General features: G+C 66.8%; 23 protein-coding genes. 11 read left to right on the top strand and 12 right to left on the bottom strand.

The genetic code is table 11. The features are described from left to right. Window positions 1-47 precede the first annotated feature (47 nt). The 8 genes from JOE48_RS04325 to JOE48_RS04360 all read left to right on the top strand — a co-directional run bounded on the left by JOE48_RS04325 (window position 48) and on the right by JOE48_RS04360 (window position 5,636). Window positions 48-530: a DUF721 domain-containing protein gene (locus JOE48_RS04325; protein WP_210028098.1), complete on the top strand. Its 483-nt coding sequence runs from the start codon at window positions 48-50 to the stop codon at window positions 528-530. Window positions 531-646: 116 nt separating this feature from the next. Next, window positions 647-1,291 carry a DsbA family protein gene (locus tag JOE48_RS04330; RefSeq protein ID WP_210028100.1) on the top strand — a complete coding sequence of 215 codons (645 nt, stop codon included), beginning with the start codon at window positions 647-649 and terminating at the stop codon, window positions 1,289-1,291. Window positions 1,292-1,481: 190 nt separating this feature from the next. Continuing rightward, window positions 1,482-1,856: an AtpZ/AtpI family protein gene (locus JOE48_RS04335; protein WP_210028121.1), complete on the top strand. Its 375-nt coding sequence runs from the start codon at window positions 1,482-1,484 to the stop codon at window positions 1,854-1,856. A 71-nt stretch (window positions 1,857-1,927) separates the two neighbouring features. Beyond that, a complete protein-coding gene (locus JOE48_RS04340; protein WP_210028122.1) occupies window positions 1,928-2,683 on the top strand; it encodes a F0F1 ATP synthase subunit A in 756 nt (251 codons plus the stop codon). Window positions 2,684-2,750: 67 nt separating this feature from the next. Further along, a complete protein-coding gene (locus JOE48_RS04345) occupies window positions 2,751-2,978 on the top strand; it encodes a F0F1 ATP synthase subunit C (RefSeq protein WP_007566773.1) in 228 nt (75 codons plus the stop codon). A gap of 139 nt (window positions 2,979-3,117) precedes the next feature. Next, entirely contained in the window at window positions 3,118-3,696 is a 579-nt protein-coding gene (locus JOE48_RS04350) for a F0F1 ATP synthase subunit B' (protein WP_210028125.1), read from the top strand. Between the two features lie 17 nt (window positions 3,697-3,713). Continuing rightward, window positions 3,714-4,199, top strand: a complete 486-nt coding sequence (locus tag JOE48_RS04355) for an ATP F0F1 synthase subunit B (protein ID WP_210035558.1) — start codon at window positions 3,714-3,716, stop codon at window positions 4,197-4,199. A gap of 156 nt (window positions 4,200-4,355) precedes the next feature. Next, the gene (locus tag JOE48_RS04360; RefSeq protein ID WP_210028127.1) at window positions 4,356-5,636 is read left to right on the top strand and encodes an NAD(P)/FAD-dependent oxidoreductase; all 1,281 of its coding nucleotides are present in this window, start codon (window positions 4,356-4,358) and stop codon (window positions 5,634-5,636) included. Between the two features lie 6 nt (window positions 5,637-5,642). Here JOE48_RS04360 and JOE48_RS04365 read toward each other — a convergent pair whose 3' ends face one another. Then, entirely contained in the window at window positions 5,643-6,512 is an 870-nt protein-coding gene (locus tag JOE48_RS04365; protein WP_210028129.1) for a formate/nitrite transporter family protein, read from the bottom strand. A gap of 45 nt (window positions 6,513-6,557) precedes the next feature. Then, window positions 6,558-7,298 (bottom strand): molybdopterin-binding protein, encoded by a 741-nt coding sequence (locus JOE48_RS04370; protein ID WP_210028143.1) that lies wholly within the window; start codon window positions 7,296-7,298, stop codon window positions 6,558-6,560. 77 nt (window positions 7,299-7,375) lie between these two features. On the opposite strand from JOE48_RS04370, the gene sfsA reads away from it, so the two are divergent. Together sfsA and JOE48_RS04380 are read left to right on the top strand one after the other, a co-directional pair. Then, window positions 7,376-8,089 carry a DNA/RNA nuclease SfsA gene (sfsA, locus tag JOE48_RS04375; RefSeq protein ID WP_210035559.1) on the top strand — a complete coding sequence of 238 codons (714 nt, stop codon included), beginning with the start codon at window positions 7,376-7,378 and terminating at the stop codon, window positions 8,087-8,089. Between the two features lie 266 nt (window positions 8,090-8,355). Further along, window positions 8,356-9,240 (top strand): hypothetical protein, encoded by an 885-nt coding sequence (locus JOE48_RS04380; RefSeq protein ID WP_210028146.1) that lies wholly within the window; start codon window positions 8,356-8,358, stop codon window positions 9,238-9,240. A gap of 117 nt (window positions 9,241-9,357) precedes the next feature. On the opposite strand, the gene JOE48_RS04385 is transcribed toward JOE48_RS04380, so the two are convergent. Beyond that, window positions 9,358-10,182, bottom strand: a complete 825-nt coding sequence (locus JOE48_RS04385) for an FkbM family methyltransferase (RefSeq protein WP_210028148.1) — start codon at window positions 10,180-10,182, stop codon at window positions 9,358-9,360. A gap of 117 nt (window positions 10,183-10,299) precedes the next feature. On the opposite strand from JOE48_RS04385, the gene JOE48_RS04390 reads away from it, so the two are divergent. Beyond that, window positions 10,300-11,064 carry an alpha/beta fold hydrolase gene (locus JOE48_RS04390; RefSeq protein WP_210028155.1) on the top strand — a complete coding sequence of 255 codons (765 nt, stop codon included), beginning with the start codon at window positions 10,300-10,302 and terminating at the stop codon, window positions 11,062-11,064. Between the two features lie 4 nt (window positions 11,065-11,068). Here the strand turns inward: JOE48_RS04390 and JOE48_RS04395 are convergent, their stop codons facing one another. From JOE48_RS04395 to JOE48_RS04435, 9 genes are all read right to left on the bottom strand, one after another. Continuing rightward, window positions 11,069-11,830: an ABC transporter permease gene (locus tag JOE48_RS04395; RefSeq protein WP_409518628.1), complete on the bottom strand. Its 762-nt coding sequence runs from the start codon at window positions 11,828-11,830 to the stop codon at window positions 11,069-11,071. Window positions 11,831-11,844: 14 nt separating this feature from the next. Continuing rightward, complete coding sequence (locus tag JOE48_RS04400; RefSeq protein WP_210035560.1) at window positions 11,845-12,780, bottom strand: ABC transporter ATP-binding protein; 936 nt, start codon at window positions 12,778-12,780, stop codon at window positions 11,845-11,847. Window positions 12,781-12,943: 163 nt separating this feature from the next. Further along, window positions 12,944-13,198, bottom strand: coding sequence for a hypothetical protein (locus JOE48_RS04405; protein ID WP_210028158.1), 255 nt, complete (start codon window positions 13,196-13,198; stop codon window positions 12,944-12,946). A 288-nt stretch (window positions 13,199-13,486) separates the two neighbouring features. Next, window positions 13,487-13,798, bottom strand: a complete 312-nt coding sequence (locus tag JOE48_RS04410) for a hypothetical protein (protein ID WP_210028160.1) — start codon at window positions 13,796-13,798, stop codon at window positions 13,487-13,489. A 1,090-nt stretch (window positions 13,799-14,888) separates the two neighbouring features. Continuing rightward, entirely contained in the window at window positions 14,889-15,272 is a 384-nt protein-coding gene (locus JOE48_RS04415) for an SUF system Fe-S cluster assembly protein (RefSeq protein WP_210028163.1), read from the bottom strand. 51 nt (window positions 15,273-15,323) lie between these two features. Continuing rightward, entirely contained in the window at window positions 15,324-16,568 is a 1,245-nt protein-coding gene (locus tag JOE48_RS04420) for a cysteine desulfurase (protein ID WP_210028165.1), read from the bottom strand. Between the two features lie 199 nt (window positions 16,569-16,767). Continuing rightward, on the bottom strand, window positions 16,768-18,090 hold the full coding sequence (locus tag JOE48_RS04425) for a SufB/SufD family protein (protein ID WP_210028167.1): 1,323 nt from the start codon (window positions 18,088-18,090) through the stop codon (window positions 16,768-16,770). Window positions 18,091-18,093: 3 nt separating this feature from the next. Next, entirely contained in the window at window positions 18,094-18,846 is a 753-nt protein-coding gene (gene sufC / locus JOE48_RS04430) for a Fe-S cluster assembly ATPase SufC (RefSeq protein ID WP_210028169.1), read from the bottom strand. Between the two features lie 44 nt (window positions 18,847-18,890). Beyond that, complete coding sequence (locus JOE48_RS04435; protein ID WP_210028171.1) at window positions 18,891-19,148, bottom strand: DUF1640 domain-containing protein; 258 nt, start codon at window positions 19,146-19,148, stop codon at window positions 18,891-18,893. Window position 19,149 lies beyond the last annotated feature (1 nt).

Genomic DNA, 19,149 nt, shown 5'->3' on the forward strand with positions numbered 1-19,149 from the left:
CAACCATCCTGCGCTAACCTCCGCGGATCCACAGGTCCGGACTCACCATGGCGCGCGTCAAACCGCTGGCCGAACTGATCGAGAGTTGCATCGGCCCGGCCTTTGCGGCGCAGGGATTCGCCTCGACCGACATCCTCGCCGCATGGCCGGAGATCGTCGGCGAGCGGCTCGCCCGCTATTGCCGCCCGTCCAAGCTCGAATGGCCCAAGCGCCGACGCAAGGATTCTGACGCGCCGGAATCCGGCACGCTGGTCGTGCGGGTCGAGGGGGTGTTCGCCATCGAATTGCAGCACCTCGCGCCGGTGGTGATCCAGCGGATCAACGCCCATTACGGCTGGGCCTGCGTCTCGCGGATCGTGCTGCAGCAGGACCGGGTCGGCCGCGGCGGGCGTCAGCCGTCGCGCGCCCGCATCGATCCGGCGCGGGTCGTCGAGGTGCAGCGCGCCATCTCGGGGATCGAGGATGACGGGCTGCGCGCCGCTCTCGACCGCCTCGGCACCGCCGCCGTCGCCACCCGTCCCGAACGCTGAGCCCAATGCCGGCGCTGCCGCGGGCGCGCCGGCGATTCGGTCATCTTGCCAGGAGGCCCGTGCCCGAGTACCGGCTTTCGCACGCCAAGACCGACCAATCCGGCGGAGCCTGCCCGATGACGACGCGACGCGACGCTCTCAAGATCTCCGGCCTCGCGCTCGGCGCCGGCCTCGCCCTGCCCTACCTCGCTCGCCCTGCCCAGGCGGAGGGCATCGACACGGCCGCCCTGCTGCAGCCGGGCCCGCTCGGCGATGTCTGGCTCGGCCCGGCTGATGCCAAGTGCACGATCATCGAATACGCCTCGATGACCTGCTCGCACTGCGCGGCCTTCCACAAGAACACGTGGCCGACGCTGAAGGAGCGCTACATCGACACCGGCAAGGTGCGGTTCACGCTGCGCGAGTTTCCCCTCGACCCCCTGGCGACCGCGGCCTTCATGCTGGCGCGCTGCGAGGGCGAGTCGAAATACTACCCGATCACCGACCTGCTGTTCGATCAGCAGCCGGCCTGGGCGTTCACGCAGAAGCCCGTCGACGCGCTGGAGCAGATGCTGCGGCAGGCCGGCTACAACAAGCAGACCTTCGAGGCCTGCCTGAAGGACCAGAAGGTCTACAGCGCGGTGAACGCCGTGAAGCAGCGCGGGCTCGACGTCTTCAAGGTCGATTCCACCCCGACCTTCTTCATCAACGGCGAGCGCTACACCGGCGAGATGACGGTTGAGGGTATGGAGAAGGTGATCAAGCCGATCCTGGGCGCCTGAGCGACCGGCCGGAGACGGGCGCGAAGCGCGACCCCGGCACAATCGCTAAAGCTGGAATACCAACTTAAAATCAAAGACTTAGTATGTATGGGCTTCGCCTTGACACCCAAGATAGGCGAAACTATGGTGCGCCCGCTTGCTGGGGGCGTCCAGCCGGTTCCAGATCCTCCCGCCCGATGAGTTTTGAGCCGTGAACGGCGACGACCCGACGGACGGGAAAGGGACCGAGCAGACGCCGACGGATAGCGAACTCTCCGCGAGGCTCAGACGTCTCGAAATGCAGATCGAACGGAAGCGGCCGCAGGCCGCTCCCGATCCTTCGGCGCGACCTCGGAGCGGCGGGGCCTCCTCGCTGGGCCAGGCCATGACGATCTCCACGGAGTTCGTCGCGGGCGTAATCGCGGGGGGCATACTCGGCTGGATCGTCGATCATGTCTTCGGGACCAAACCCTGGGGCTTGATCGTCCTCCTGATGCTGGGGTTCGTCGCAGGGGTCTACAACGTGATGCGGGTGTCGGGTTTCGCCGGCGCGCGTCCGGAACGGCGCGATCGGCAGGAGCCATAAGGCGCGCCGGTGGTGGCAATCGAGGCAGCCGGCAACCGTCGGTGCGCCGGACAAGAAGGGCGGAAGCGGGAATGGCGGTCACGATCGACCCGATCGAGCAGTTCGAGCTGAAGCCGCTCGTGTCGCTCGGCCATATCGGCCATCAGGAGCTCGCGTTCACGCAGTCCGCCCTCTACATGTTCGCCGCCGTGGGCGTGATCGCGCTGATCACCATCGTGGCGACGGCGTCGCGCTCGGTCGTGCCGGGCCGCATGCAGTCGCTGGCCGAGATCTTCTACGAATTTATCGCCGACACGCTGCACCAGGCGACCGGCGACGGCGGCAAGCGGTTCATGCCGCTGGTGTTCTCCCTGTTCATGTTCGTGCTGATCCTGAACCTGTTCGGGATGATCCCCTACGCCTTCGCGGTGACCAGCCACCTGATCGTCACCTTCGGGCTGGCCGCGCTGGTGATCTCCACGGTGGTGGTCTTCGGCGTGATGAAGCACGGCACCCACTTCTTCGGCCTGTTCGTGCCGTCGGGCGTGCCGAAGCCGCTGCTCGCGATCCTGGTGCCGATCGAGATCATCTCGTTCATCTCGCGCCCGATCAGCCTGTCGGTCCGTCTGTTCGCCAACATGCTGGCCGGCCACATCGCGATGAAGATCTTCGCGTTCTTCGTGGTCCAGCTTCTTCTCGCGGGCGCCTGGAGCGTGCTATCGCCGCTCCCGCTGTTCCTGACGATCGCGCTGACCGCCCTCGAGTTCCTCGTTGCGGCGCTTCAGGCCTACGTCTTCGCGACACTGACGGCGATCTACCTCAACGACGCCCTTCACCCCGGCCACTAATCCGGCCGGCTCCACCCGCCGCAAACGTCAAAGCACGTTTCGATCTGAAGAGACCTCAGGAGTTATCATGGATCCCGTCGCTGCGAAGTACATCGGCGCCGGCCTCGCCTGCCTCGGCATGGCGGGTGCGGGCATCGGCCTCGGCAACCTGTTCGGTCAGTTCCTCGCCGGCGCCCTTCGCAACCCGTCCGCGGCCGACGGCCAGCGCGCCACGCTGCTCCTGGGCTTCGCGCTCACCGAGGCGCTCGGCATCTTCTCGCTGCTGATCGCGCTGCTGCTGCTCTTCGCCGTCTGATCGGCTTGCGGAGGCCGCGGATTCCGCGGCCTCCTCGGGCAGCCGCCCAATGAACGGGTGGGCGCTCCCAGGCGGGGCGCCCGCTTCTTCCGTCACCGTCCAGCGGTGACCCAGCGAACGGTGTCAGTGTAGCGGTCTCATGGCGCAGCCCAATCCCCTCACCACGCCACCCCACGGCGCCGACACGCAGATCGTGCCGGGCCATGTCGAGCACACGGAGGCGCATACCGGCGCCTTCCCGCCCTTCGAGACCTCGGGCTTCCTGGCGCAGCTGATCTGGCTCGCCCTGGCCTTCGGGCTCCTCTACTACCTGATGGACAAGATCGCGCTGCCGCGGATCCAGGCGATCCTGCATGCCCGCGCCGAGCGACTGCGGGCCGACCTGGACCAGGCGCAGGCGATGAAGGCCGAGGCGGATGCCGCCGGCGTGGCCTTCGAGACCGCGCTGCGGGACGCCCAGGGCAAGGCGCGCGACATCGCGCAGACCACCCGGAACGATCTGGCCGCCGAGGCCGAGGTGAAGCGCAAGGCGCTCGAAGAGCAGCTGAACGCCAAGCTCGCTGCCTCCGAGGCGACGATCCGCACCCGCACCGAAGCTGCCATGGGCAATGTCCGCTCGATCGCGGGCGAGGCCGCGTCGGCGATCGTCGAGCGTCTGACGGGGCAGGCCCCCGATCGGGCCAGCCTCGACCGCGCCCTCGACGCCACCGCACACTAGACGGAACCCCAACGATGCTGCTCGAAGCCGAATTCTGGGTCGCCGTCGCATTCGTCATCTTCATGGGCATCGCCTGGAAGGTCGGCGGCTTCTCGGCGATGACCAAGGGCCTGGACGGCCGCGCCAACCGCGTCCGCCACGAACTCGACGAGGCCAAGCGCCTGCGCGAGGAGGCGGCCGCCGTGCTGGCCGACTACAAGCGTCGCCGCGCCGAGGCCGAGAAGGAAGCCGAGTCGATCGTCGCCGGTGCCCGCGAGGAAGCCCAGCGCGCCGCCGAGGAGGGCCACCGCAAGCTCGACGACTTCCTGGCTCGCCGCACCAAGGCCGCCGAGACCAAGATCGCCCAGGCCGAAGCGCAGGCCGAGGCTCAGGTGCGCGCCGCCGCCGCCGAGGCCGCCGTGAAGGTGTCGGAGACGATCCTGCGCGAGCGGATGCAGGGCGAGGCCGCTCAGGGCCTGATCCGCGCCAGCCTCGGCGAGGTCCGGACGCGCCTGCGGTCCTGATCCCGCCGCAGCGTAGGCAAGGTCTGAGAAAGCCGCCTCCGGGCGGCTTTTTTCATGCTGGATGGCGCTCGCAAAGACGCGGTGCATCCGGGTTTTCCCCCGGCGAACATCGGTGTCCTGACGGGCGTTCCCAACGCGTGTGAACGCGGAGACGTCATGGCGGACAGGGCTCGGATCGTGATCGTCGGCGGCGGGGTCGCCGGCATCGAGGTCGCCACAAGTCTCGGCCGCGGCGGCCGGGCCGAAGTGACGCTGGCCGATCGCAGCCTGTCCCACGTCTGGAAGCCGATGCTGCACACCTTCGCGGCCGGCACCGCCCGGGCCGATCGGCAGAAGGTGGATTTCTTCGCCCAGGCGCGGCGCAACGGCTTCCGCTTCCAGCCGGGAGCCCTCGTCGGCATCGACCGGCAGGCCCGGCGCGTCCGGCTCGCCGTCGAGGCCGCGGAGGGGCGGCCGGAGGTGAAGATCGCCTACGATCTGCTCGTGCTCGCGATCGGCAGCCGGGCCAACGATTTCGGCACGCCGGGTGTGGCCGAGCACTGCCTGACCATCGATGACCTGACCGAGGCCGAGCATTTCCACGATCAGCTCCGGTGCCATCTGCTGGCGCGGCTCGATCGCGGGGGGATGCTGGAGATTGCGATCGTGGGCGGCGGCGCCACCGGCGTCGAGCTGGCCGCCGAGCTGAAGCACGCCATCAACCTGCTCTCGGCCTACGGCTCGCCGGACCTGCCGGGGCGCCTGCGCCTGACCTTGATCGAGAGCGGGCCGCGCCTGCTGCCGGCCTTCCCCGAGACGGTCTCCCGGGCCGCCGCCCGCACCCTGTCGGGCCTCGCCGTCGAGGTCAGGACCGGCGCGATGGTGACGGCGGCGGACGCGACCGGCTTCACCCTGAAGGACGGCAGCCGCATCCTGGCGGGGCTCAAGGTCTGGGCGGCCGGCGTGAAGGCACCGGACGTGCTCGCGGATCTCGACAGCCTGGAACGCTCGCGGACCGGGCAGCTCGTCGTCGGTCCGGATCTGCGTACGACCCACGATCCCGCCATCATCGCGCTGGGCGACTGCGCCAGCCTCACCGACCCGCAGACCGGCCAGCCCGTTCCGGCGACGGCCCAGGCCGCCCGGCAGCAGGCCCAGCACCTCGCGCGCCATCTCGGCCGCGTCCTGGCGCGCGGCGACACGGCGGCGGCCGAGCTTCCGCCGTTCCACTACGTCGAGAAGGGCGCCATCGTCTCGCTGGCCGATTTCAACGGCTGGGGGACGCTGGGCCGTTACACGTTCGGCGGCGGGCGTCTGAACGGGCTGTCCGCGCGCCTGACGCACGACCTGCTGTACCGGCAGCACCAGATCGGCCTCTACGGCCCGCTCCGCGGGACCCTGACATGGGTGCTCGACGATCTCGACCACCTGATCAGCCCGAAGGTGAGGCTCGACTGACCCGGCTCAGTCCGGCCGCTCGCCCTCGACCGCCTTGGTCTCCTCGACCTCCGGCGCCACCTGCCCGTAGTTCAGTACCCCGACCAGGGCCGCGCCGCCGAAGGTGTTGCCGAGCAGGGTCGGCAGGAAGAACGTCAGCGCGTAATCGTGCATCGTCGCCGCGCCCGTGACCACGAGGTAGAAGGCCTCCACGGAGCCGGCAACGATGTGGGCGAGGCCGCAGAGCGAGACCAGCCACGTCATCAGCAGGATCACGAACGGCGCGGCGCTGGCGGTCGCCGGCAGGAACCACACCATCAGGGCGATCATCCATCCGGCGAAGACCGCCTTGACGAACGTCGCCCAGAAGCCGTGCGCGATGGCGTCGTGGCTGATCTCCGCGAAGGCCTTCAGCACCGGCGGCTCGAAGGCTCCGGAATGGGCCATCACCGTCGCGATCGCCAGCGTTCCCAGGATGTTGCCGCACAGGACGATGAGCCAGAGCCGCACCACCCGGAACGCGGTCTTGGCCGACCGGTCGTGCAGAAGCGGCAGGACCGGCGTGATGGTGTTCTCGGTGAAGAGCTGCTGGCGGCCGAGAACGACCACCAGGAAGCCGACCGCGTAGCCCATCGAGCTCACGATCCTCGCCCAGTCGGACACGGGCAGATGGCTCCTCAGGACGCCGGGGACGATCAGCGACAGCGCGATGCTGAGCCCCGCCGCGAAGGCCGAGAAGAACAGGGCGCTCCCGTGGCGCCGCAGCTCCTCGTCGCCCTCGAGCCGAATGACCTCGTGCAGCACGTAGGCATCCGGCCGGCCGATCTCGGAGACTTCCTTCAACAACTCGTCGCGCCGAGCGACCTGCTCGGCCCGCTTGTTCTTGTCCCGGACCATCCGTCAGCTCCGCTACGCCACTCGTTCCGATCGGATGTTCGCCGATCAGGCCGTGAGCCGCGCCACCAGCGCCTCGACCGCACGCCGCGCCTCGGCGAGCGCCTCCGCGTCGCGGCTGCGCACGACGATCCGGTTGCGGAACCCGTCCGGCGTCATGGCCGGGTAGGAGCCTATGGACACGGCCGGGTGCGCCTTGGCGATCGCGCCGAGTTCGCCCGCGTAGTTGCCCTCGGGTATGCCGGCGGCCTCGATCGTCTCGGACATCATCGCGGCGCCGCCCTGCAGGGTCGGGGCGATCGAGTCGAGCATGGCCTGCATGATGCTCGGCACACCGGCCATGACGTGGACGTTGCCGATCCGGAAGCCCGGCGCCTTCGAGACCGGGTTGGCGATCAGGTCGGCCCCGAAGGGGATCCGGGCCATGCGCAGGCGCGCCGCGTTCAAGTCCTCGGGCTTGTGCCGCTCCAGCAGCATCGCCCGCGCGCGCTCGTCGACGTCGATGCCGACACCGAAGGCCTGGGCCACGCAGTCGGCGGTGATGTCGTCGTGGGTCGGCCCGATCCCGCCCGTGGTGAACAGGTAGGTGTAGCGGACCCGCAGGGCGTTCACCGCCTCGACGATCATGGCCGCCTCGTCGGGCACGATCCGCACCTCGCGCAGGTCGATTCCGGCGGCGGTGAGGAAATCCGCGATGGTGCCGATATTCTTGTCCTTGGTGCGACCCGAGAGGATCTCATCGCCGATCACGAGGATGGCGGCGGTGACGGATTCGTTGGTCTGGTCCATGGGTCTCTGGTGTCGGGCGTGCGTCGCAGGCAGATAGCGCAGCCGCAGCCCACGACTACATGAACCCCGAGGACTCGATGCAGTTCGCCGCGCCGCTCGTGCCCGGACGGCTGGTGCGGCGCTACAAGCGCTTCCTGGCCGATATCGAGACCGATGCGGGGCTGGTCACGGCCCACTGCCCCAACCCCGGGGCGATGCTTGGCTTGAACACGGCCGGCGCGCGGGTGCTCCTGTCGCGCGCGACCAATCTGGCCCGCAAGCTGCCGCTGACCTGGGAACTGGTCGAGGCCGACCTCCCCGGCGGCCCGCAATGGGTCGGCATCAACACGATGCGGCCGAATGCGCTCGTGGCCGAGGCGTTCCGGGCCGGCGCCATCACGGCACTCGCCGACCATGACGTGCTGCGACCGGAGGTCCGGTACGCGCAGGCGAGCCGGGTCGATTTCCTGGCGAGCGGTGCGGCGGGGGGGCCGTGCCACGTTGAGGTCAAGAACTGCCACCTGATGCGGCGGCCCGGCCTCGCGGAATTCCCCGACTGCACGGCCGCCCGCAGCGCCCGGCACATGCGCGACCTGGCCCAGGTCGTCGCCGAGGGCGGCCGGGCGCTGGTCGTCATCGTCGTTCAGATGGCGGCGCAGGCCTTCGACGTCGCCCGGGACATCGATCCGGCCTTCGACCGGGCCTTCCGGGAGGCGCGGGCCGCGGGCGTGGAGGTCCGGGCCTATCGCTGCGCCGTGGCGCCGGAGGGCGTCGCCATCGCGGACGAGATCCCGGTGATCACGCCTCTTTAAAGTTGCCCCCTTTTGCCCATTCCAGGATGATCGAGAAACAGTTTCAAAATAAATCCACGTCGTGAAATGATGTAGTGCGGTGTAATACCTACTTTTATCAATTTTAAATAACATTTAATTGGACTATCGACCATCGTTCGTGTGCTTTGCGATCCAATATATAGCTTTATGCGGATCTCTTGTTCTTCGAGTTATCTTATGATAGCGGAAGATTTGAGCATCTGAAGAATGGCCCTTTGTGCCAGAATACCTGAAAAGACGTAAGAATGTCGCAATATTATAAAGTCATGCACCTGATGGGTCATGTGGCCGCAAGGGATTTGCTGAATAGGATTGGCGAGATTGAACGTTTAAGCGATGCTGAATTTCGAGTCTTTTCGCAGTTTGGCGACGACGGCATCATCCAGTTTCTGATCAAGAGATGTAAGGTTAACTCTTGGGAGGAGCGCTTCATAGAATTTGGAGTCGAGAACTACCAAGAGGCGAACACACGATTTTTGCTTATAAACAACAACTGGTCCGGATTAATCATGGATTCGTCGATGGAGAATGTAACATCGATCCTCCATGACGAAATATCATGGCGTCACGATTTGCAGGCGGTGCGCGCGTTTATCACCCGAGATAACATAAATGAGATTATAAAAGACACAGGATTCGCCGATGATTTAGGCATTATGAGCATCGATATCGATGGCGTAGATTACTGGATTTGGAATGCAATCGAAGTTTGCAGGCCGGTTATAATGATCTGCGAATATAATTCCATTTTCGGTTCCAGCGCGAAGGTTACGGTGCAATATGCTGAGAATTTTGATCGACGCGCTGCGCACCACACGCATCTGTACTATGGCGCTTCACTGAATGCGCTGGTGCATCTCGCAACTCAGAAGGGTTACTGCTTTGTTGGATCAAATTCAGCCGGCAATAACGCTTATTTTGTCCGCGCGGATCGGCTCAATGGCTTGCCGGCTCTAAGTGCTGAGCAAGGCTACGTCGAAAGTAAAATCCGCGAGGCACGCAACGAAACAGGTCAGCTCACTCTCACGGGCGGATCAAGCCGACTCAAACTCATCGAAAACCTTCCAATCTTCGACTTGGAGAGCAATTCGATGCGTCCGATCTGGCAGGTTGTCAGCGCCGTGAGGTGACATCAAGCCGAGTGAGGGCCGTGATTTATGGTGAAAGCGAGCCGCCATGACGGATCGGCGGCTCGCCCTTTAACCAAGAACGTGACTTTCTCTGACGCGACGGTGCCGTCGGCGGGTTCAACGCTCAAAGACGAGGTTCAGCCGAGTACGCGCGATCTCGCGATAGCCGTAGCCCTTGAGGTGCTCCGGCAGATCGATCTGCCACTGACCGGTGCCGTTCTCGACAAGCAGGATGCGCGGCAGGAGTGCTTCCGGCGCCTCGCGCAGGAACGGTTCCAGGATCAGATCCTCGGCGCCCTCCACGTCGAGCTTGACGGCATCGACCCGGCTCAGGCCCTCGCTGTGCAGGAGTTCGAGGAGCGTCACGGCCGGCACGGTAATCCGCGCACCTTCATTGGTGCCGACAATGCGCAGGCTCGACTCGCCGCGGTTGCGCGGATCGATGAACAGGGTGAGCTCGCCCGCCTTGTCGGCCACCGCGCAGGCGACCGCCTTCACGGTGTGGAATGGGTTCTGGGCGATGTTGTAGGTCAGGCGGTCGAACACGTCGGGCTGCGGCTCGACCGCGATGATCCGCGCCGCCGGACCCGCGAAGGCCGCCACGCACAGGGCGTAGGCGCCGATATTGGCGCCGATGTCGAGGAACACGCAGTCCTTCGTGAGACGCGCCTGCAGAAGCGCGCGCTCCTCCGGATCGAAGAATTGCGGCGTGAACAGCACCTTCTTCTCGCAGTTGTTGTTGTACGGGTGCAGCCGCATCCGCGCGCCGTAGCGGGTCACGTCGAGGGGCTTGCCCCCGAGCCGCGAGATCGCGATCCGGCGCAGGAACAGCGCGAGGCGCCGGCCGTACCAGGAATCGGTGGGGATCCGGTTCGTGCGGCGGGTGATCGCCGCCACGAGGCCGGACGGTTCGTAGGTGCCGTAGGGCTGCGTGTCCGTCATGACCGGCGCGGTTTGCCAGCCGGCGCCCCGACCCGCAAGCGCAACGCTGCGCGTTGCCCCGGCGCGTGCGCGTGGTCTAAGCGGGTGGCCGAGCTTACGGAGCATGGATTGCGCGGCATGGAGTCCTTCAATTCCGACGGCGTGCGGATCGCCTACATCGACGTCCCGCCGGCGGACGGCGCCGGCAAGCCGATCCTGCTGATCCACGGCTTCGCATCGAATCACGCGGTCAACTGGGTCAACACCCAGTGGGTCCGGGCCCTGACCCAGGCTGGATACCGCGCGATCGCGCTGGACAATCGCGGCCACGGCGAGAGCGAGAAGCTCTACGATCCGGCCGCCTACAGCTCCGAGGCAATGGCCGGCGACGCGATCCGGCTCCTCGACCATCTCGGCATCGCGCGCGCCCACGTCATGGGCTACTCGATGGGCGGACGGATCACCGCCCATATCGCCCTGGACCACGCGGATCGGGTCCGCTCGGCGCTGATCGGCGGTCTCGGGATGCACTTGGTCGAGGGCAAGGGCTTGCCGTCCGGCATCGCCGAGGCTCTGGAGGCAGCTCCCGGGACCCCGGCTCCAAACCCCACCGCCGCGGCCTTCCGCATCTTCGCCGAGCAGACACGGAGCGACCTGCGGGCGCTCGCCGCCTGCATGCGCGGCTCGCGCCAGACGCTCAGCCGGGCCGAACTCGCGCAGATCGAGGTGCCGGTTCTGGTCTCGGTCGGGACCCTCGACACCGTGGCGGGCTCCGGCCCGGGGCTCGCCGCCCTGATCCCGGACGCGCGAGCGCTGGAGATCGAGGGCAAGGACCACTCGACCGCGGTCGGCGCCAAGCCGCACCGGGACGGCGTGCTGGCCTTCCTCGCGGCGCAGCCCTGAGGCGTCAGCTCTTCAGCCGGTAGCCCGTGCGGAAGATGTAGGTGACGAGGCCGAGGCAGATCACCAGGAACAGAGCGGTCATGCCCAGGCTGACCGCGATGTTCACGTCGGCCTTGCCGAAGAACGCCCAGCGGAAGCCGCTGATCAGGTACACGACCGGATTGAGCAGGCTCACCGCGTGCCAGAACGGCGGCAGCATGCTGATGGCGTAGAAGCTGCCGCCCAGGAAGGTCAGGGGCGTGACCACGAGGAGCGGCACCAGCTGCAGCTTCTCGAACCCGTCCGCCCACAGGCCGATCACGAAGCCGAACAGGCTGAAGGTCACGGCGGTGAGCAGCAGGAAGCCGATCATCCAGAACGGGTGGTCGATCCGCAGCGGCACGAACAGCGCGGACGTCGCCAGGATGATCAGGCCGATCAGGATCGACTTCGATGCTGCAGCTCCGACGAAGCCCAGCACCACCTCGAGCGGCGAGATCGGCGCCGACAGGATCTCGTAGATCGTCCCGGCGAAGCGCGGGAAGTAGATGCCGAACGAGGCGTTCGCGATGCTCTGCGTGAGCAGCGACAGCATGATCAGGCCCGGGACGATGAACAGCCCGTAAGGGACGCCGTCGACAGCCGAGACCCGCGAGCCGATCGCGGCCCCGAACACCACGAAGTACAGGGTCGTCGAGATCACCGGGGCCAGGATGCTCTGCCCGGCGGTGCGCCAGAACCGGCCCATCTCGAACCGGTAGATCGCCCGGACCGCCGGCCAGTTCATGTTCGTGGCGCTGATCATGCCCGTGCTCCTTCCTCGCGGACGAGGCCCACGAAGATGTCCTCCAGCGAACTCTGCTCAGTGTGGAGGTCGTTGAACCGGATGCCCGCCGCCGCCAGGCCGGTCAGCAGCCCGGTGATGCCGGTGCGCTCGGCCCGGGTGTCGTAGGTATAGATGAGCTCGCTTCCATTCCCGGCGAGCGCCAGCTCGTAATCGAACAGCTCCGGCGGGATCGACGTCATCGGCTTCTGGAGATGCAGGGTGAGCTGCTTGCGCCCGAGCTTGCGCATCAGCGCGGCCTTCTCCTCCACCAGGATGATCTCGCCCCGGCGGATCACGCCGATGCGGTCCGCCATCTCCTCGGCCTCCTCGATATAGTGGGTGGTGAGGATGACGGTGACGCCCTGCTGGCGCAGGTCGCGCACGAGGCGCCACATGTCCTGGCGCAGCTCGACGTCGACGCCGGCGGTCGGCTCGTCGAGGAACAGCACCCGGGGCTCGTGCGACAGGGCCTTGGCGATCAGGACCCGACGCTTCATGCCGCCCGACAGGGTCATCAGCCGGCTGTCGCGCTTGTCCCAGAGGGACAGCGCCCGCAGGATCCGCTCGATATGACCGGGATCGGGACGAAGCCCGAACAGGCCCCGGGAGAAGCTCACGGTGTTCAGCACCGTCTCGAAGGCGTCGGTCGTCAGCTCCTGCGGCACGAGACCGATCGCCCGCCGGGCGGCGCGGTAGTCACCGGCGATGTCGTGTCCGTCGACCAGTACCCTGCCGGAGCTCGGCGTGACGATGCCGCAGACGATGTTGATCAGGGTCGACTTGCCGGCGCCATTGGGGCCCAGGAGCGCGAAAATCTCCCCGCGCTCGATGGCCAGGTTGATGTCGCGCAAGGCTGTGAAGCCGGACTTGTAGGTCTTCGACAGCGACGAGATGGTGATGATCGGCATCAGGGCCTGAACGGAGCAGGGGCGCGCGGGGCCGAGACCGACCCAACCCCGAAGATGCGGCGCGCCGATGGAGGCCCGCCTCGGAGACGGCGGGCGCTATAGCATGCCGTGTGTCCGGCGCTCACAGCCCGCGTGTGCGCGAACGCACCGCCGGATGCACAGGGCCTCATGCGTCGGTGTAGCGTTCCACGAGGGCGAGGCACTCCTTCCGGACATCCGGATCGTCGATCCGCGTGAAGGCGGCCAAAAGCGCGGCGCATTCCGACGCATTCGGCCCCCGGCCGCGCGCGATCAGAGAGCTTTTGCCGCGGAAGGTCGTGACCGGGATGTTCAGGGCTTCGGCGATCTGACCGAGCAGCCTCTCCCGCTCATCCGCGCGCGAAGCGGAGTCTTTGGGATCGAATCCACCCGCGTCCGTCATGAGGGGCCTTCAACACCAACCATCGGCCGGGCGCGGGTACGCGCACCATTGCGGGGCTGCACCACGCCACGTGGTGCCTGGCGTGACCATTCACAATTTCTCGGCCGGTGCAACCTACCGTTATGTTTGTACCGTGGCCGATCGATGAGAACTGAGCGCGTGCTGACCCAATCGAGAGGGTATTTACCAGTGCAGGACCCAATATCCGTTTGCAACTTGACTGACCGCGGATCGGAAAGGCGCATGAGTACGTGCAATTGTCAGTAGCGCGATTGGATTGACCCCGCCCTATGCCGCTCGCCGAAGCGTGATCAGAGTCACGAGGCCGGCGAGGGTCGCCGCACCGAGCAGCCGCCGCCAGGGATTGACGCCGCGCAGCACCTCGTCGAGCGCCCACCAGGTCAAAGCGAGGTCCGCGGCGATCGACAACCAAGAGCCAACCACCTCGGAACGCCGCGCCAGCCACGCGGCCACGCTGAGCCCAGCGAAGAGCCAAAGCGGCAGGTTCGGCCATTGCGCGATGGTGATCGCGCCCGTGGTGCGATCACGGAACATCCAGTCGACCGCGCGCCGGATCGGACCCGTCCGTTGCTGCAGCATAGGTGCGCTCCTTCCGGAGGGTGTGCGCCGGTGTCCCGCCACGCCGCGGTGAGCCACGGCCGTACCGAAAACCCCTTGGCGGCGGGGGCGCGATTAACGAACGGATAACCTTACCGAATGGAAACCGCTCGTAAATCCCTAACGGAAGCTGAAAGGGCTCGCGGAAATTCCGTTAATGCGATGATAATCGGGCATCGAGCAGCGACGAAGCCGACGAACGCAAGAGGAAAGACCATGAGCGCCCGTCTCGAAGACCTGAAGTTCATGTTCACCCTCAGCGCCGTCGTCCTGTTCGGCAGCGGCCTCGACATCATCCTGCGCTGAGTGGAGCGGTGAGATCGGAACTGGTCCTGTGAGCGGTGCGTATGATAGCCCGGCCGAGGGCCGAGCGGGCGGCCGAATCCCGCTGTGGTCCGGCGTAACCGCGGCTCGGCACGACCGGGATGGCGCTCAGGCGCGAACCGAACAGGGTCGTCCGCCGCTTTTCTGCGGTGCCGAGGCTTGAGGATGCGCTCTGTCCGGAGCGCAGGAAGCCACGCAGTTCGGCGGCCTTTGCCTGTCGTTCCGTCCGCATCCTGATGATCGCGACCACGAGGCCGACAAGTCCGGCCAATTCCAGGAATGCCGCGACGACGTAGCCCGAACTCATCCGATTTCACCAACCGCGCCGATGGGGGACCGCAACGAAAGCGGCCGATCCGATCTGCGCTGGCAGGGTTACCGCGGCCTTAACGGCTACGTAGATTGCCGCAGACAATCGTCGCGCTGTCGGTGTGCTCGTAGGTCTGAGCCAGTCCTGCGCCCTATTACAAACCCGCGACACTTGCCGCGTTGACTGGATCGACTTGCCAGAGGCGGACTCGACACTCACAGGTGCGTCGGGGCGTATCTGGCTCAATCCTGCGCTGCCTGCGGCGGGCGGAAACGCGGTTTCGCTGGATCCCGCTCTACATGCACGCGGGCGACGGCATGGAGGCCGAACCCTATCGGAGCGCGCCTGATGCCGCCGATTTATCAGAGGTCGCGGCCCGGCTCGCCAGGCCGCCACCGATGCCGCTGGATCCGGGCCGCCCGGTCCCTTGAGGCCAGCCTACCACATGTCGAGGGCGACACGTGCCTCGTCCGACATGCGGCTCTGGTCCCACGGCGGATCGAACACCATCGTCACCGCGCAGGATTGCACGCCCGGCACGGCGCCCACCGCGTTCTCCACCCAGCCAGGCATCTCGCCCGCCACCGGGCAGCCCGGCGCCGTGAGCGTCATGTCGATGGCGACCTTGCGGTCGTCGTCGATGTCGACCTTGTAGATCAGGCCGAGCTCGTAGATGTCGGCCGGGATCTCCGGATCGTAGACGCTCTTCAGCGCCGCGACGATGTCGTCGGTCAGGCGATCCATTTCCGCCGGCGGGATCGCCGAGGCTCCGGCGACGGCGGGGGCGTTCATGCCGCCGGTGATGGTGGCGTCGGTGGTCATCGCTTCACTCTCCGCAGGTCCGCGTCGGCGGCACCAGCTTCAACCAGACTATCAGGTAAACAGCATTTCCGCCCTGCCAAGCGCCTCGGCAAGAGCGTCGATCTCCGCCGTCGTGTTATAGAGGCCGAACGAGGCGCGGCAGGTCGAGGTCACGCCGAAACGCTTGAGCAGCGGCATCGCACAATGCGTCCCGGCCCGCACCGCCACGCCTTGGCGGTCGATCACCGTGGCGATGTCGTGGGCGTGCGCCCCCTTCATCTCGAAGGCGATCACGCCGCCCTTTCCTGCAGCCGTGCCGATCAGGCGCAGGGAATTCATCGCGCCGAGGCGCTCCTGTGCGTAGGCGGTCAGCTTCGCTTCGTGCGCGGCGATCGCGTCGCGTCCGAGGCTCATCATGTATTCCAGCGCGGCCCCGAGGCCCACCGCCTCAATGATGGCCGGGGTGCCGGCCTCGAACTTGTGCGGCGGATCGTTGTAGAGGATCGCATCCTCGCTCACGGTCCGGATCATCTCGCCACCGCCCTGATAGGGCGGCAGGCGGTCCAGCCATTCCTTCTTGGCGTAGAGCACGCCGATCCCGGTCGGGCCGTAGACCTTGTGGCCGGTGAAGACGAAGAAGTCGCAATCAAGTGCCCGGACATCGACGGGCTGGTGGACCGCGCTCTGCGCGCCGTCGAGCAGCACCGGCACGCCGTGGGCGTGGGCGATGCGGACGATCTCGGCGGCCGGCGTCACCGTGCCGAGTACGTTCGACATGTGGGTGATCGCCACCATCTTGGTGCGGGGCGAGAACAGCTTCTCGTACTCCTCGACCAGGAAGTTGCCCTCGTCGTCCACCGGTGCCCACTTGATCACCGCGCCGCGGCGCTCGCGCAGGAAGTGCCAGGGCACGATGTTGGAGTGATGCTCCATGATCGAGAGGATGATCTCGTCCCCCTCCCCGATCAGCCCGCCCCAGCCCATCGACGAGGCGACGAGGTTGTAGGCCTCGGTGGCGTTGCGGGTGAAGATGATCTCGTCGGTCGAGGCGGCATTGAGGAACTGGCGCGTGGTCTCGCGCGCGCCCTCGAATCCCTCGGTCGCGGCATTCGCCATGTAGTGCAGGCCGCGATGGACGTTGGCGTAGCCGGTCTCCATGCAGGAGACCATCGCGTCGATCACCTGACGCGGCTTCTGCGCCGAGGCGGCGTTGTCGAGGTAGACGAGCGGCTTGCCGTAGACCTGCTGGCCCAAGATCGGGAAATCCCTGCGGATCGCCTCGACATCGTAGGTGGGGGTGAGGACGGGTGCGTTCATCGGGTCACGCTCGCGGGTCTCCCTCCCGCCTTTGCGGGGGAGGGTGGCCCTCGCGTCAGCGAGGGTCGGGAGAGGGGAGCCCGGCTGCCGGAAAGGGCTGAGCAGATGTCGCGAACAGAACTCTGTTCGGCACCGTCGCTCCTCTCTCCCGCCTCACTCCATTCGGCACCCTCCCCCGCAGAGGGGGAGGGTTGAAGGGTCAGCCCCGCGCCTTCAGCCAGGCCTCGATCTCGCCGATCAGCGCCGCGCGGGCGCCCTCGTGCGTGACCGATTCCACCGCCTCGCCGACGAAGGCCTGAACCAGAAGGCTCTCGGCGATCGGGCGGGGAAGGCCGCGGGCCATCAGGTAGAACAGCAGGTCCGGGTCCGGCGCGCCGCAGGTGGCCCCGTGGCCGCAGGCGACGTCGTCGGCGAAGATCTCCAGCTCCGGCTTGTTCATCATCTGCCCCTCGTCGGTGAGGAGGAGGCAGTCGGACTTCATCTTGCCGTCGGTCTTCTGGGCGACCTGACGAACGATGATCTTGCCCTGGAACACGCCGGTGGCGTCGCCGTCGATGATCCACTTGAACTGCTCGCGGCCGACGCCGCCGACCGCGGCATGGTCGGCGAGCAGCGTCGAGTCGGCGAGCTGGCCGTTGCGCAGCATCGCCGCCCCGTTCACCACGACGTTGGTATCGTCGCCGGCGACGTGGACGTAGATCTGATGGCGCGACAGCACCGCCCCGGTGACGAGATTCACCGTCTCGACCTGCGCCTTGGTCTCGACCTTCAGCGACAGGGTCGAGAGCGCGATCGTGGCGTCGCCTTCCTTGTTGAGGCGGGTGTGCCGGAAGGCAGCCCGCGGACCGACCACCACGTCGAGGGCGTCGTTCGGCTGGCAGGTGAGTCCGTCCGGACCCTCGTGGCTCTCCAGCAGGCTGAATTCCGCGCCCTCGCCGAGCTCGACGAGCACGCGGGTCGCCGTCGAGAACGGCTTGTCGCCGGTGGCGACGAAGCGCAGGTGGATCGGCTGCTCAGGCTTGGCGCCGGGAGCGACCCGGATCACCGCGCCGTCCGCCAGGAAGGCGGTGTTGAGCTGATAGACCGGATTCTCCCGGGCCTGGGGCACGGGGGCGAGCTGCTTGAGGACGGCGTCGCCCTGGCTCAGCGCGTCGTTCAGCGGCACGACCGTGACTGCGGCCGGCATCCGGTCGAGGTCGGACAATTCGCGGACGAGATGGCCGTTCACGAAGGTCAGGCGCGCCGCCTCGAGCCCGGCAAAGCCCTTGGCCGCACCGACCGCCGCCTTGGCGGCCTCGAGGCTCGGGGCCTCGGCCGGCGGAGCGGCCTCGCTGATGGCGGCCCGCAGATCGGTGTACTTGAAGGCCTCGACCCGGCGGCTCGGCAGGCCGGTCGCCTCGAAGAAGCGGAAGGCCTCCTCGCGGGCGATCGTCGCGTCGCTGGCGAAGCTCTGGCGGGCGGTCTCGAACAGCTTCGACAGGCCGGCCTCGGCGGGGGAGCGGAGGTTGGTGACGTCGGCCATGGCTCAGGCGGCCTCGCTGGTGCGGTACTCGGCGTAGCCGGAGGCTTCGAGCTCCAGGGCGAGTTCCTTGCCGCCGGTCTTCACGATCTGCCCCTTCGACATGACGTGCACGGTGTCGGGCACGATGTGGTTGAGCAGCCGCTGATAGTGGGTGATGACCAGGAACGCGCGGCCCTGGTCGCGCAGCGCATTCACGCCCTCGGAGACGATGCGCAGGGCGTCGATGTCGAGGCCGGAATCGGTCTCGTCGAGCACGCAGAACTTCGGCTGCAGCAGCGCCATCTGGAGGATCTCCATGCGCTTTTTCTCACCGCCGGAGAAGCCGACGTTGAGGGCGCGCTTGAGCATCTCCTTGTTGATCTCGAGCTTGTCGGCCGCGCCGTTCACCGCCCGGATGAAGTCGGGGGTCGACAGCTCGGCCTCGCCGCGCGCCTTGCGCTGCGCGTTCAGGCAGGCCTTGAGGAAGGTCATGGTGCCGACGCCGGGGATCTCCAGCGGATACTGGAAAGCCAGGAAGATCCCGGCTGCGGCGCGCTCGTCGGCGGCCATCTCCAGCACGTTCTGCCCGTCGAGCAGGATCTCGCCGTCGAGGACCTCGTAGTCCTCCTTGCCGGCGATGACGTAGGAGAGGGTCGACTTGCCCGAACCGTTCGGCCCCATGATGGCGGCGACCTCGCCGTCATTCACGGTCAGGTTCAGGCCGTTCAGGATACGGTTATCCTCGATCTGCACGACGAGGTTCTTGATTTCCAGCATGTCTCGGTAGTCCCAAGCTTAGACGTGTTGACTGGCCGAAGCCGTCAAAGAAATTTCTGAAGGGCCACAATGACTGCGACGGGCGCGCCGACGATGGCGCCGATCTTCCCAGTCATACGCGGTTCGAGTTCGCGGAGCGAAGACTCAAGATCTTTCTTCAGCTCCGCGAGTTCCGCCTTGGTCGCGGTATCGGCAAGGGTCATGTCCCAAGAGAGTTCCGCATGCGCCACGGCCTGTTCGCGTCCGACGCCAACCTGTTCCAGCCTTGGCGTGAACTTAAGGGTGTCGAACGCGTAGGTCATG

Source organism: Methylobacterium sp. PvR107 (assembly GCF_017833295.1).
GTDB lineage: Bacteria > Pseudomonadota > Alphaproteobacteria > Rhizobiales > Beijerinckiaceae > Methylobacterium.

Excerpts from the sequence above, each read along its gene's own strand:
- JOE48_RS04325 (WP_210028098.1), top strand. The coding sequence starts at position 48 with ATGGCGCGCGTCAAACCGCTGGCCGAACTGATCGAGAGTTGCATCGGC.
- JOE48_RS04330 (WP_210028100.1), top strand. The coding sequence starts at position 647 with ATGACGACGCGACGCGACGCTCTCAAGATCTCCGGCCTCGCGCTCGGC.
- JOE48_RS04340 (WP_210028122.1), top strand. The coding sequence starts at position 1,928 with ATGGCGGTCACGATCGACCCGATCGAGCAGTTCGAGCTGAAGCCGCTC.
- JOE48_RS04345 (WP_007566773.1), top strand. The coding sequence starts at position 2,751 with ATGGATCCCGTCGCTGCGAAGTACATCGGCGCCGGCCTCGCCTGCCTC.
- JOE48_RS04350 (WP_210028125.1), top strand. The coding sequence starts at position 3,118 with ATGGCGCAGCCCAATCCCCTCACCACGCCACCCCACGGCGCCGACACG.
- JOE48_RS04360 (WP_210028127.1), top strand. The coding sequence starts at position 4,356 with ATGGCGGACAGGGCTCGGATCGTGATCGTCGGCGGCGGGGTCGCCGGC.
- JOE48_RS04365 (WP_210028129.1), bottom strand. The coding sequence starts at position 6,512 with ATGGTCCGGGACAAGAACAAGCGGGCCGAGCAGGTCGCTCGGCGCGAC.
- JOE48_RS04370 (WP_210028143.1), bottom strand. The coding sequence starts at position 7,298 with ATGGACCAGACCAACGAATCCGTCACCGCCGCCATCCTCGTGATCGGC.
- sfsA (WP_210035559.1), top strand. The coding sequence starts at position 7,376 with ATGCAGTTCGCCGCGCCGCTCGTGCCCGGACGGCTGGTGCGGCGCTAC.
- JOE48_RS04380 (WP_210028146.1), top strand. The coding sequence starts at position 8,356 with ATGTCGCAATATTATAAAGTCATGCACCTGATGGGTCATGTGGCCGCA.
- JOE48_RS04385 (WP_210028148.1), bottom strand. The coding sequence starts at position 10,182 with ATGACGGACACGCAGCCCTACGGCACCTACGAACCGTCCGGCCTCGTG.
- JOE48_RS04390 (WP_210028155.1), top strand. The coding sequence starts at position 10,300 with ATGGAGTCCTTCAATTCCGACGGCGTGCGGATCGCCTACATCGACGTC.
- JOE48_RS04395 (WP_409518628.1), bottom strand. The coding sequence starts at position 11,830 with ATGAACTGGCCGGCGGTCCGGGCGATCTACCGGTTCGAGATGGGCCGG.
- JOE48_RS04405 (WP_210028158.1), bottom strand. The coding sequence starts at position 13,198 with ATGACGGACGCGGGTGGATTCGATCCCAAAGACTCCGCTTCGCGCGCG.
- JOE48_RS04410 (WP_210028160.1), bottom strand. The coding sequence starts at position 13,798 with ATGCTGCAGCAACGGACGGGTCCGATCCGGCGCGCGGTCGACTGGATG.
- JOE48_RS04415 (WP_210028163.1), bottom strand. The coding sequence starts at position 15,272 with ATGACCACCGACGCCACCATCACCGGCGGCATGAACGCCCCCGCCGTC.
- JOE48_RS04420 (WP_210028165.1), bottom strand. The coding sequence starts at position 16,568 with ATGAACGCACCCGTCCTCACCCCCACCTACGATGTCGAGGCGATCCGC.
- JOE48_RS04425 (WP_210028167.1), bottom strand. The coding sequence starts at position 18,090 with ATGGCCGACGTCACCAACCTCCGCTCCCCCGCCGAGGCCGGCCTGTCG.
- sufC (WP_210028169.1), bottom strand. The coding sequence starts at position 18,846 with ATGCTGGAAATCAAGAACCTCGTCGTGCAGATCGAGGATAACCGTATC.
- JOE48_RS04435 (WP_210028171.1), bottom strand. The coding sequence starts at position 19,148 with ATGACCTACGCGTTCGACACCCTTAAGTTCACGCCAAGGCTGGAACAG.